Annotated in this window: 10 protein-coding genes; 9 read left to right on the forward strand and 1 reads right to left on the reverse strand. The window is 64.4% G+C overall.

Annotated elements, in window-relative coordinates; all coding sequences use genetic code 11:
* Positions 1–7 precede the first annotated feature (7 nt).
* From lepA to acpS, 7 genes are all read left to right on the forward strand, one after another.
* A complete protein-coding gene (gene lepA / locus HA399_RS04640; RefSeq protein WP_043331869.1) occupies positions 8–1,828 on the forward strand; it encodes a translation elongation factor 4 in 1,821 nt (606 codons plus the stop codon).
* Between the two features lie 55 nt (positions 1,829–1,883).
* Positions 1,884–2,687, forward strand: coding sequence for a signal peptidase I (lepB, locus tag HA399_RS04645; RefSeq protein ID WP_054554987.1), 804 nt, complete (start codon positions 1,884–1,886; stop codon positions 2,685–2,687).
* A 340-nt stretch (positions 2,688–3,027) separates the two neighbouring features.
* A complete protein-coding gene (rnc, locus tag HA399_RS04650; protein ID WP_043331866.1) occupies positions 3,028–3,720 on the forward strand; it encodes a ribonuclease III in 693 nt (230 codons plus the stop codon).
* 92 nt (positions 3,721–3,812) lie between these two features.
* A complete protein-coding gene (era, locus tag HA399_RS04655; protein ID WP_052384345.1) occupies positions 3,813–4,757 on the forward strand; it encodes a GTPase Era in 945 nt (314 codons plus the stop codon).
* 203 nt (positions 4,758–4,960) lie between these two features.
* A complete protein-coding gene (gene recO, locus HA399_RS04660; RefSeq protein WP_404326217.1) occupies positions 4,961–5,677 on the forward strand; it encodes a DNA repair protein RecO in 717 nt (238 codons plus the stop codon).
* 123 nt (positions 5,678–5,800) lie between these two features.
* Entirely contained in the window at positions 5,801–6,631 is an 831-nt protein-coding gene (gene pdxJ, locus HA399_RS04665; protein WP_054554985.1) for a pyridoxine 5'-phosphate synthase, read from the forward strand.
* On the forward strand, positions 6,628–7,005 hold the full coding sequence (acpS, locus tag HA399_RS04670) for a holo-ACP synthase (RefSeq protein WP_043331863.1): 378 nt from the start codon (positions 6,628–6,630) through the stop codon (positions 7,003–7,005). The genes pdxJ and acpS overlap by 4 nt, the downstream gene beginning before the upstream one ends.
* Before the next feature lie 111 nt (positions 7,006–7,116).
* On the opposite strand, the gene HA399_RS04675 is transcribed toward acpS, so the two are convergent.
* Entirely contained in the window at positions 7,117–10,359 is a 3,243-nt protein-coding gene (locus HA399_RS04675) for a response regulator (RefSeq protein WP_404326219.1), read from the reverse strand.
* Between the two features lie 221 nt (positions 10,360–10,580).
* Here HA399_RS04675 and cysM point away from each other — a divergent pair, with 221 nt between their 5' ends.
* Both cysM and HA399_RS04685 read left to right on the forward strand, forming a co-directional pair.
* A complete protein-coding gene (cysM, locus tag HA399_RS04680) occupies positions 10,581–11,567 on the forward strand; it encodes a cysteine synthase CysM (protein ID WP_131431465.1) in 987 nt (328 codons plus the stop codon).
* Positions 11,567–12,970: an RsmD family RNA methyltransferase gene (locus HA399_RS04685; protein ID WP_404326221.1), complete on the forward strand. Its 1,404-nt coding sequence runs from the start codon at positions 11,567–11,569 to the stop codon at positions 12,968–12,970. The genes cysM and HA399_RS04685 overlap by 1 nt, the downstream gene beginning before the upstream one ends.
* The last annotated feature ends 30 nt before the right edge of the window (positions 12,971–13,000 follow it).

The following is a 13,000-nucleotide window of genomic DNA, read 5'->3' on the forward strand; positions in this document are numbered from 1 at the left end:
GTGATCCATGACCGAACGCGTAACGCCGCCGTCCTTGAAGCATATCCGCAACTTCTCAATCATCGCCCACATTGACCACGGCAAGTCCACGCTGGCTGACCGCATCATCCAGCTGTGCGAAGGCTTGAGCGACCGTGAGCTCAAGGAGCAGGTGCTTGACTCGATGGACATCGAGCGTGAGCGCGGCATCACCATCAAGGCGCAGTCGGTGACCCTCGACTACCACGCTGACGATGGCAATACCTATCAGCTGAACTTCATCGATACGCCGGGGCACGTCGACTTCTCCTATGAAGTCTCGCGCTCGCTGTATGCCTGTGAAGGGGCGCTGCTGGTGGTCGATGCCGGCCAGGGCGTCGAAGCCCAGTCGGTGGCCAACTGCTACACCGCCATCGAGCAGGGCCTCGAGGTGCTGCCGGTCCTCAACAAGATGGATCTGCCGCAGGCGGACCCGGAAAAGGTCTCCCAGGAGATCGAGGAGATCATCGGCCTGGACGCGACGGATGCCTGTCAGGTGTCGGCCAAGTCCGGCATGGGCATGGAAGCGCTGCTCGAGCGTCTGGTGCGTGACATTCCGCCGCCCAAGGGCGATCCGGAGGCACCGCTGCAGGCGCTGATCATCGATTCCTGGTTCGACAACTACCTCGGCGTCGTCTCGCTGGTGCGTATCTTCGACGGTACCCTGAAGAAGGGCGAGAAGATCCGTCTGAAGTCCACCGGCCGTGACTGGGAAACCGGCGCGATCGGTATCTTCACGCCCAAGCGCAAGGAAACCGGCGTGCTGCGCGCCGGTGAGGTCGGCTTCATCGTCGCCGGTATCAAGGACATCATGGGCGCGCCGGTGGGTGACACCATCGTGCACACCAAGACCGCCGACAAGGTCGAGCGTCTGCCTGGCTTCCAGAAGGTCAAGCCGCAGGTCTATGCCGGCATGTTCCCGATCAGCTCCGATGACTACGAGGACTTCCGTGACGCGCTGCAGAAGCTGGCGCTCAATGATGCCTCGCTGGACTACGAGCCGGAGAACTCCGACGCGCTGGGCTTCGGTTTCCGTGTCGGCTTCCTCGGCACCCTGCACATGGAGATCATCCAGGAGCGTCTGGAGCGTGAGTACAATCTCGATCTGCTGACCACCGCGCCGACGGTGATCTATGAGGTGCTGATGGACAACGGCGATGTGCTGCCGGTGTCCAACCCGTCCAAGCTTCCGGACATGGCCAACGTCGATGAGCTGCGCGAGCCGATCTGCCGCGCTACCATCCTCGTGCCGCAGGAATACGTCGGCAACGTCATCACCGAGTGCGTCAATCGTCGTGGCGTTCAGCTCGACATGCAGTTCCTGGGTAGCCAGATCCAGCTGATCTATGAACTGCCGATGGCGGAAGTGGTGATGGACTTCTTCGATCGCCTCAAGTCCATCTCCAAGGGCTATGCGTCACTGGATTACAGCTTCGAGCGCTTCGAGGCGGCCAAGCTGGTGCGTCTGGACGTGCTGATCAACGGCGATCGCGTCGATGCACTGGCGGCGATCATCCACCGTGATCACGCACATGGCCGCGGCCGTCTGCTGGTCGAGAAGATGAAAGAGCTGATTCCGCGTCAGATGTTCGATGTGGCGATCCAGGCTGCCGTCGGTGGCCAGGTCGTGGCACGCTCCACCGTCAAGGCGCTGCGCAAGAACGTGACCGCCAAATGTTACGGCGGCGACGTCAGCCGCAAGAAGAAACTGCTCGAGAAGCAGAAAGCGGGCAAGAAGCGCATGAAGCAGGTCGGCCGGGTGGAAATTCCCCAGGACGCCTTCCTTGCCGTGCTCAAGATGAACGACTGAGGCAGGCCGCCGACTGGCGGCTTGCCACCAAGACCCAGGGCAGACAGGGACAACGATGGATTTCTCGCTAGTATTGGTGATTGCCGTAGCGGTAGCCGGCGTGGTGTGGTTGATAGACCTGGTTGCCCTGCGCAGTGCGCGCAAGGCGCGTGTGGCCAAGGCCGAGGCCTCCGTCGAAGGAGAACTGGACGCTGGCACGCGTGAGAAGCTGGCGCGCGACCCGTGGCCGGTGGACTATGCCAAGTCCTTCTTCCCGGTACTGCTGCTGGTGCTGGTGGTGCGTTCCTTCGCGTTCGAGCCGTTCCAGATTCCGTCCGGCTCGATGTTGCCGACGCTCAAGATCGGCGACTTCATCCTGGTCAACAAGTATGACTATGGCCTGCGCCTGCCGGTGGTCGACACCAAGGTGCTGGAAGTCGGCGAGCCGGAGCGTGGCGATGTGATGGTGTTCCGTTTCCCGGAGGATCCGTCCACCAACTTCATCAAGCGCGTCGTCGGCCTGCCGGGCGATACCATTCGCTACGAAGGCAAGCAGCTCTACGTGAATGGTGAGGCCATCGACAAGACATTGAATGCGCGCAACTCCAGTGAACAATCCGGTGAAGACCTGCTGGATGAGACACTGGGGAAACACGCCCATCAAATCTACAATAACCCTCAGGACCCCGGCCCGCAGATGCGCGAGATCCGGGTGCCGGAAGGCATGTACTTCGTGATGGGTGACAACCGTGATCACTCCAACGACAGCCGCTACTGGGGCTTCGTGCCGGAAGAGAACATCGTCGGCAAGGCGGTGGCGGTATGGATGCACTGGAAAGAAGGGTTCCCGGACTTTTCCTCGGTACGCCTGATTCATTGATCAGTGCATTGACCGGGCCGCCGAGAGGCGGCCCGGTCGTGTCTGGCAGGGCCACATTGGCCCGCCGGCCTTATCAGTGCGGATTTTCGACATGGGACGATGCGTCGTGCCTGCCATGTCAACCTGCTGTTCATCATGTCGGACCCGTGGCCACAAGCTTGCGGGCAGCGCGGCTGACGAATATCGGATTGGGATGGTGGCAATCGGCAACTCCTCAAGCCGCGTAGGCTTCGGGCATCGCGAGACATGTCGAAGACGACAGGCATCAGCCAGCATGACTGATGCACCATTCGACAGGACGCCCGCGGGCGTCAGCGACAAAAAGAGAGTAGGGAGACCTGTGAGTAGCCCGCTGAATGCCTTTGTAAAGCGTATCGGCCACACCTTCGAGGATGCGAGCCTGCTGGAACTGGCTCTGACCCATCGAAGCTATGGTGGCCAGAACAATGAGCGTCTCGAATTTCTTGGCGATTCCATCGTCAACTTCGTGATCGCCGAAGCGCTGTTCCTGCGCTTCCCCCAGGCCCGTGAAGGCCAGCTGTCACGCCTGCGTGCGCGCCTGGTCAAGGGCCAGACCCTCGCGGAGCTGGCGCGTGAATTCAATCTCGGCGAGAACCTGCGTCTGGGCTCCGGCGAGATGAAAAGCGGCGGTCACCGTCGCGAGTCCATTCTGGCCGATGCCGTGGAAGCCGTGATCGGCGCCATCTATCTGGACGCCGGTATGCAGGTGGCGCGTGAACACGTGCTGCGCTGGTACGCCACCCGTCTTGAAGCGCTGAATCTTCAGGACACCCAGAAAGACCCCAAGACGCGTCTGCAGGAATTCCTGCAATCGCGTCAGGCGGCACTGCCGCGTTATGAGGTGACCAGCGTCGAAGGCGAAGCGCATTCGCAGACCTTCAGCGTCGATTGCCACGTCGAGATGATCGACACCAAGACCACAGGCGTCGGCTCCAGCCGTCGTCATGCTGAACAGCAGGCGGCCGAGTTCGCGCTGCAACTGCTCGAACCTGCCCGCGGAGGCCGCTCATGAGCCATACCCCAGAAGACAACGTCACCCCGAGCGGCGACGCCCCTGATCACTCCACTGATAACGGCGTCGGCACGCCGGATGCCCTCGAGGGCATGCTGGCCGCCGCCGGTGTCAGCGATCAGCCGCTGCCGGACACCCGCTGTGGCTTCGTCGCCATCGTCGGTCGCCCGAATGTCGGCAAGTCGACGCTGATGAACCACATCCTGGGCCAGAAGGTCTCGATCACCTCGCGTCGTCCGCAGACCACGCGTCACCAGGTGATGGGTATCCACACCGAAGAGGGCACCCAGTGCGTCTTCGTCGATACCCCGGGGATCCACATCATGCAGCGCGATCGCAACAAGGCGATCAACCGCTTCATGAACCAGGCCGCCACCCAGGCGCTGCGTGATGTCGATGCCGTCGTCTTCATCGTCGACCGCACCCGCTGGATGGAAGAAGACCAGATCGTGCTCGAGAAGCTGGCCCACGTGAAGGCGCCGGTGATTCTGGTGGTCAACAAGATCGATTGGCTCAAGGACAAGACCACCCTCGCGCCCTGGCTGCAGAGCCTGCAGGAGCGTCGTGACTTCGCGGCCATCATTCCGATGTCGGCCAAGAACGGCACCAACATCGATCTGCTGCTCGAGAACGTGATGAAGCGTCTGCCGCAGGGCGAGCACATGTTCGCGGACGACCAGATCACCAACAAGAGCTCTCGCTTCCTGGCCTCCGAGCTGGTGCGCGAGAAGGTGATGCGTCAGCTGGGCGACGAACTGCCCTACCAGATGACCGTCGAGATCGAGGAATTCAAGACCGATCAGCGCGGCACCCTGCACATCAGCGCGTTGATGATGGTCGAGCGTCAGGGGCAGAAGAAGATCCTGATCGGCGAGAACGGTGAGCGCATCAAGAACATCGGCCGTGAAGCGCGTCTCGAGATGGAGCGTGCCTTCGACGCCAAGGTCATGCTGAACCTGTGGGTCAAGGTCAAGCGTGGCTGGTCGGATGACGAGCGTGCCCTGAAGAGTCTGGGTTACACCCACGACAAGGACTGACGACGCCGCGCGAGCGGTGCAGGACGGTGGCGATCCCAATGGGTCGCGACTGCCGTGTGCCGCCCGTCGCTGATCCGATGTTCTCGCGGCCTCTGCCGCGCACCGCCTGGCCTTGCCCAGGCGGTCTCGTTTCTTGCCAGCCCCTCTGCCAGTCCTTCTGCCAGCTTTTTTTGCCAAGCCACCGTCTGACGTGAGCCTGCCTGATGACGCCGCAACCGGCCTTCCTGCTGCATCGCAAGCCTTACCGTGAAACCAGTGCCATCATCGAATTGCTGACCCTCGAACACGGACGGGTGCGCGCGGTGGCGCGTGGCGTTCAGCGCCCGGGCAGCAAGGGGCGTGCACGACTGCAGCCGTTCACGCCCCTGCATGTCACCTGGCGAGGCGAGAGCGATCTCAAGACTCTCAACCTGATGGAGACTGGCGGCAGCGCCAGTCTGCTGGCGGGCGAGGGACTGCTGTGCGGGTTCTACGCCAATGAGCTTTTGACCCGCACGCTGCCGGTGGAAATGCCGGTGCCGGAGCTGTTCGCGCTCTACTCGCTGACATTGGATGAGGTGGCACTGCCCGCCAGACGCGCCCCCGCGCTCAGGCGGCTCGAATACAGCCTGCTGGAAGCGCTGGAGCAACTGCCGCAATTTCGCGCTCTGGATGACAGCCCGCTGATGCCGGACGTGCGCTATGACTATGTGGTCAGTGAGCGACGCTTTCAGGCGCAGCCGCCAGGCGCGGCGGGCATCGAAGGGCGGGCCCTGAAGTTGCTGGCCAGCGAAGACTGGGGGCATGCAGGGCTTGCCCGCGAGAGCTTGTGGCTGGCGCGGCGTGCGCTGGCGCCGCTGCTAGGGGACCGTCCGCTGCGTTCGCGCGAGTTGATGATGCAGCTGACGGCCAGGCGGCGTCAGAGTCGCCAGTCCGACTGACGCCGTCAGGCGTGGCGACACTGTCCGGCTGCGGCGTGACGCATGATAGTATTGCGCGACCTGTCTTCGGCATGGCCCTCGTCGCCATGCCTGTTCTCTCTTGTTCATCGTTAGGAGCTGATCATGCATCCGCTGCGCATCCTGCTCGGGGTCAACATCGACCACATCGCCACACTGCGTCAGGCGCGTGGTACCCGCTATCCGGACCCGGTCCAGGCCGCGCTGGTCGCGGAAGAGGCGGGTGCCGACGGTATCACCGTGCACCTGCGTGAAGACCGTCGCCACATCCAGGAGCGCGACGTGCGCATTCTGGCCGAGGTGCTCAACACGCGCATGAACCTCGAGATGGCCGTCAGTGAAGAGATGCTGGCGCTGGCCGAGGAAGTCCAGCCGGCCAACGTGTGTCTGGTGCCGGAAAAGCGCGAAGAGCTGACCACTGAAGGCGGACTGGATGTCGCCGGTGATCTGGCGCGTATCACTGCCGCCTGCGAGCGTCTGGCAGCGGCGGGCTGTGAAGTCTCGCTGTTCATCGACCCAGAGCCGGAGCAGATCCGTGCCGCCTTCGAGGCCGGTGCGCCGGTCATCGAGCTGCATACCGGTGCCTATGCCGATGCCACGGGCGAGACGGCGCGTGTCGAGTTCGAGCGCATCGCGGCCGCCGCGGAGCTGGCCAACGAGCTGGGGCTGGTGGTCAATGCCGGTCACGGCCTCAACTATCACAACGTCGAGGCGATCGCGGGTATCTCCGGGCTCAACGAGCTGAACATCGGTCACGCGATCATCGCGCGCGCCATGTTCGTCGGCCTGAAGGAGGCCGTCATCGAGATGAAGCGTCTGTGCATCGCAGGCCAGGAAGCGGGCCTGATGGCCGCGCTGGATGCGCACGATCATGACCATGACCACGAACACGGTGATGACCATGAGCATGTGCAGGGCTCAGGCTGCTGCGGATGATCGTCGGCATAGGCACGGACATCGCGCGTATCGAGCGCTTCGAGGCAGGCATGGCGCGCCACGGCGAGCGCTTTGCGCGCCGACTGCTGGGGGAAGAGGAGTTGGCGCGCTTTGCCGATCACCCTCAGCCGGCGGCCTTTCTGGCCAAGCGTTTCGCGGCCAAGGAAGCCTTCGTCAAGGCGCTGGGCACCGGCCTGCGTCAGGGCATGCGCTTCACCCAGATTCAGGTGGTCAACGACGCCCTGGGCAAGCCCTCGCTCAAGCTGTCTGACGAGGCGGAAGCCCTGACCGCGCGGGCGGGTATCCGCCATCTGCACCTGTCGATCAGTGATGAGCGTGATCAGGCCATCGCCTTCGTGGTGCTGGAGCGTTAGCCCTATTCGGTCTGGCGCTGGATCGCGTCTCTGAACACGGCGCTCGAAACGACAACGCCACCCCTGCCTTGCGGCAGCGGGTGGCGTTGTCGTTTGTGAAGGGCTGGTCTTTCAGGGCTGGTTTTTGGACTGTGGCTCGCTCGTCTGTGGCTTGCTCGTCTGTGGCGAGCCTGTGTCGGAGGGCTCAGCGGGTGCGTCCGAGGGCGCGGTGGCGGCCGATGAAGAGGTCTCGACAGAGGATGCTGTCGGCGTCTCAGGCGCCTCAGCCGTCTCACCGTCGGGGCTAGCCGGCTCAAGCGGCGCGGCGAGCAGGGCCTTGGCCTCATCGCTGTGCGACCACTGGATCAGGCTGTCGATGGCCGCGAACAGGGCATCGACATCCTCTTCCAGCTGCGACAAGCCGCTGACGCGGATGCGGGTCTCCAGTGCCTCCACCAGCAGTGCCAGACGCGGCACGCCACAGTAGCGGCAGGCGCCGTTGAGATAATGCACGCCATCGAGCATCGCCTCGTTGTCACGCGCCTGCCAGGCGCGGCGGATCCTGGCCTCGCTCTCCGGCAGGCTCTCGATCAGCAGCCCCAGCATCTCCAGAGCCAGGGCCTCGCGGCCACCGGCCATCTCCACGCCCAGCGCCATGTCGACCACCGGCAGGTCGGCGTCCTGCTCCAGACTGAGCTGACTCTTCGCGGCAGAGCGGGGCAGTGGCGCTGCCGGCGACGAGGACTCGGCCTGGCTGGCAGCGTCTTTCACTCCCGGCGGCAAGGCAGACGTCGCCTGACTGCGAGCAGGGCTGCGCGCTTGGTTGCGTTCTGGGCTTCGCGATTGGCTGCGGGCAGGGCTGCGCGATTGGCTGGATGACCGCGCGGCCTGCGGTGGCGGGTCCAGCGAAATGCCCAGATGACGGCTGAGCAGGTTGGCCAGCAGGCCCTCGTCGATGGGCTTGATCAGGTAATCATCCATGCCTTCCGCCAGCAGCTCTCGCCGTTCATGCGCCAGTGCATGGGCGGTGAGGGCGATCACCGGCAGGTGGCGGTTGCCCTCGCGATGTTGATGACGCAGCGCCTTGGTGGCTTCCAGCCCGTTCATGCCCGGCATCTGGATATCCATCAGGACGGCATCCACGACCTGCTCCTGAGCCAAGGCCAGCGCCTCTTCGCCACTCTGGGCGGCCAGGGTGTCCAGCCCCATGTCGGTCAACAGCTCCTCGGCCAACAGGCGGTTGGAGGGGTTGTCGTCGACCACCATCACGCACTTGCGAGGCTGCGCAGGCGTTTCCTGACTCGCAGGCTGGGCGGTGAGCTCAGGCCGCGGGCCGGCCGGTGGCGTCTTGGCAGGCGTGGTGCTCGCGGCAGGCGTGCTGGCTGGCTTGGCGCTCGCATCAGGCGTGGCGATCGGCTTGGCGGCCAGCGCCGTGCTTGCGTCCTGCTCGCGTGTGGCCGGCTCGAACGAGGTGAAGGAGGCGCTGCGCGGTGCCTGAGTCGGGTCGCGGTGAGGTGAATGCAGCAGATTGGCCAGCTTGTGACGCATCTGCAGGCGTGTGACCGGCTTGCTGACCACTTCGTCGATGCCGTACTGCTGCAGGTTCTCGGCATCAGCGGGCAGGGGCGCGTTCAGCAGGCCCAGCACGCGACACGGCAGATGCTTGAGGCGCGCGCCCCATTCATCCAGCCGCTTGAGGTCGCGGCTCTCCAGCGCGACCACCACCAGGTCCGGCTGCTCTTCGATGCCGACCAGCGTCAGTGACCAGCGGGTCAGCAGGTAACTCAGGGCGCGACGGGTGGCCGAGTGCGGCTCGATCAGGCAGATGCGTTGATGATCGAACACGACTTCGCGCGGGCGCTCCTCGATGCTGCTCACCGCCACCGGCACGCTGAACAGGAAGGTGGAGCCGTGGCCGGGCAGGCTGTCGACCTGGATCTCGCCGCCCATCTGCTCGACCAGTCGCTTGGAGATCATCAGCCCCAGGCCGGTGCCGCCGAACTGACGGGCCCGTGACGGGTCTCCCTGCGAGAAGGCCTGGAACAGACGATTGCGCTGGGCGCTGTCCATGCCGATGCCGGTGTCTGCCACCGCGATCTTGAGGCGGGTGTTGCTGCCGGACAGATCATCCACCATCACGCGCACGATGACTTCGCCGCGCTCGGTGAACTTGACGGCATTGGCGACCAGATTCGTCACCACCTGCTTGATACGCAGCGGGTCGCCCTCGAAGCGCTGCGGCACGTCGTCATAGACAAGCCCGAGCAGATGCAGATGCTTGCGATGGGCCTCCGGGGCATGCATGGCGAGCACTTCCTCGATCAGCGGCTCGATGTCCATCTGCACCTTCTCGAGCTCGAGCTTGCCGGCTTCGATCTTGGAGAAGTCGAGAATGTCGTTGATCAGTGACATCAGGCTCGAGGAGGCATTCTGCATGTGGCCCAGCCAGTCGCGCTGGCGGTTGTCCAGATCGCTGCGCCCCAGCAGGTTGCTGAAGCCGATGATGCCGTTGAGCGGCGTGCGGATCTCATGGCTCATGTTGGCCAGGAATTCCGACTTGATGCGGTTGGCTTCCAGCGCCTTGCGGCGCGCCATGTCGAGCTCGATGTTCTTGATCTCGACGGTTTCCATCGACTCGTGCAGGTCCTGGGTGGTCTGTTCGATCTGGTCCTGCATGTCCTCGCGGGCGCGCTTGAGCTGCTCGACGCTGCGGTTGTAGTTCTCGGCCAGCTCGCTGAGGTCGTCATTGCCTGCCACCGGCAGCTGGCGGTGTGTCTCGCCGCGCGCCAGGCAGGTGAGGGCCTCGCCCAGCTCATGCAGCGGCTGCAGCATGCGGCGCGAGCCATGGAAAGCCAGCAGCAGCAGCGCCAGACCGAAGACCAGATTGGCCAGCCCGTAGCCGACCAGCAGCTGGTAGCGATGCAGCACAAGGCGGGTGTCGGAGGCCTCCAGCACCAGCCATGACATCTGCTCGCCGCGCTGCGTCTCGCGCCACGGGTCGATGACCGGCATCACCATCACCAGTGAGTCCGGGTCCGAGGGGTAGGCCTGACTCTCGACCAGCGTGCTGGTTTCCGGGCGCTGGCTGGGGCCGAGGTGCAACAGGGCGCCGCCGTTGGCGGTGCGCAGCGTCAGGGCGCGCACGTCGCGCTGGTCGATCAGCATCTGGGCCTGCTCGTGCAGGCGCTGGTCGTCAGCGGCGAGGGCGGCGTTGGCCATGCCCGGCATGATGGCCTGCATGCTGGCCTGCAGGCGCTCCATCATGGCCAGGCGCTCACCGCTGATCTCGCGGTCCACCGCATACAGGCTGAACATCAGGCTGGTGGCGAGGGGCAGCAGCAAGAGGGCAAGCTGGAATCGGGTACGAAGCAGCATGGCAATCCATCGTCAAAGGGCGAACGAGCATCAGCGGCAAGCATACCTCGCGCTCTTGAGCGAAGCGATGGCGAGCGCCCTGACAGGGCTGGGCGGGAGCGATATACTGCGCGCATCATCTACACCCCGACGCGGCCCCCCGTTCGTCCTTGGTCCCGATGCCAGCGCCTGACCGCTGTCATTCGGCTGTCCGGGCGCGGCGTCTCTGGAGTCTGCCTCTCATGTCTCATCTCAGCGAAACCCCCGGTGACGCCATCCCTGGCGCGTCCGATTATCCCAGTCTTGCAGATGTCGTCGGCAACACGCCGCTGGTGCGCCTGACGCGCATCACCGCGGGCCGCAACAATGTGCTGCTGGCCAAGCTGGAGGGTCACAACCCCGCCGGTTCGGTCAAGGATCGTCCGGCGCTTTCCATGTTCCAGGAGGCGGAAGCGCGCGGCGAGATCTCTCCCGGCGATACCCTGATCGAAGCGACCTCCGGCAATACCGGCATCGCGCTGGCCATGACGGCAGCCATCAAGGGCTACCGCATGGTGCTGGTGATGCCGGCCAGTGCCTCCAGCGAGCGCAAGCAGGCGATGGGTGCCTACGGGGCCACGCTGATCGAAGCCGATGGCATGGAGCACGCGCGGGACCTGGCCGAGGCGATGATCGCGCGTGGCGAGGGCAAGGCGCTGGATCAGTTCGCCAATCAGGACAATCCGCTGTCGCATTACCGCACCACCGGGCCGGAGCTCTGGCAGCAGACCCACGGACGCATCACGCACTTCGTGTCCTCGATGGGCACCACCGGCACCATCATGGGCACCTCGCGCTATCTGAAGGAGCAGAATCCGGCCATCGAGATCGTCGGTCTGCAACCTGCCGAAGGCGCCAGCATCGCGGGTATCCGCCGCTGGCCTGCTGAATATCTGCCGCGGATCTTCGATGCCTCACGCATCGACCGCACGCTGGATATCGGCCAGCACGAAGCCGAAGTCTGCATGCGCCGTCTGGCGCGCGAAGAAGGCATTCTGGCCGGTGTCTCCTCCGGCGGTGCGCTGGCGGGCGCGCTCAAGCTCGCCGAGCAGGTCGAGAATGCGGTCATCGTGTTCATCGTCTGTGATCGGGGAGACCGCTATCTCTCGACAGGCCTCTATACCCAGGACGACGACATGACTCAGCAGGACACGCCCCACAATGAAGCCGTCGCAGGGGAGCGTTCCTGATGGCGCTGCTCGGACAGAAGCGACCGGCGCGCAAGCCGACCCGTCGCGAGAAGGAAGTGGCCAGTCGTGGCACCCGCAATGCCAGCGACGCCGACAGCCAGTGGCTGACGGTCGACCGCCTGGCCCATGATGGGCGCGGCATCGCCCATGACGAGAGCGGCAAGACCCAGTTCATCGATCAGGCCCTGCCCGGCGAGCGCGTGACGCTGGCCATCCACCGCACGCACAAGCGCTTCAATGAGGCGCATGTGCGTGCACGTGACAACGCGGCTGACAGTCGCGTGACGCCGCCCTGTGCCTATTTCGGCAGCTGTGGCGGCTGTGATCTGCAGCATATGGCGCTGGATGCCCAACGCACCCATAAGGTGCAGGTGCTGGGCGAACATGCGACACGCAATGGCGTGACGCTGCCCGAGATTCAGCCGCTGGGCGAAGATGAAAGCCGTTATCGCCGTCGCGCGCGTATCGGCGTACGCGTGACCGATGCCGGTGAGTTGCAGTTCGGCTTCCGGGGGCGCGGCAGCAACCAGCTGGTCGATATCACCACCTGCAGCGTGCTGGTGCCGGAGCTGGACCGCCTGCTCGCGCCGCTGCGTGAGCTGATCGAAAGCCTCGAGGCGCCCAAGCGTCTGGGCCATCTGGAGCTGACCGCTGCCGAAGGGCAGGTCATCGTGGTAGTGCGCCAGCTCAAGGCGGTGCCGCGTGATGCGCAGCGCTGGCAGGCCTTCGCCGAGCAGCACGGCCTGGTGGTCGGCTGGCGGGTCGGGCGTGATCCGGTGGTGCTGGAATGGCTGTCGGGCACGCCGAACGCCGCGTATTCGCTGAATATCGGCGCAACGACGCTGCGTTTTGCCTTCTCGCCGGGCGACTTCGTGCAGGTCAATGCGGCGCTCAATCAGCGCCTGATCGACACCGCCTTCGAATGGCTGGGCGACGTCAGTGGACTCAAGGTGATGGACCTCTACGCCGGTGTCGGCAATCTGACCCTGGCGGCTGCCGCGGCCGGCGCCAGTGAGGTGACGGGCATCGAGGGCAGTCAGGGCATGGTCGATCAGCTGATGGTCAACGCCGAAGCCAACGGACTGGCGCAGGTGAGTGCACGTCGAGCGGACCTGAGCAAGGCCCTGCCGTCACTCGAGGGTATCGACCTTCTGGTACTAGACCCGCCGCGTGATGGCGCTCAGCCTCTCTGCGAGGAGCTGGCACGTGATCTGCATGCTGGGAGGGTCAGCCGAGTGCCGCAGCGTGTGCTGTACATCGCCTGTGACCCGACCACGTTGATGCGTGATGCACGGCTGTTGCAGGACGCCGGTTATCGCGTCACGCGTGCCCTGATGGCGGACATGTTCGTTCACACGGCACATCTGGAATCGATGTTGCTGCTGGAGCGGGCGGAAGACTGAGGCGGTGCCCTCGGGCACTGTCATCAAGAT

It is taken from the genome of Cobetia sp. UIB-001, from assembly GCF_044789135.1.
Lineage (GTDB): Bacteria > Pseudomonadota > Gammaproteobacteria > Pseudomonadales > Halomonadaceae > Cobetia > Cobetia amphilecti.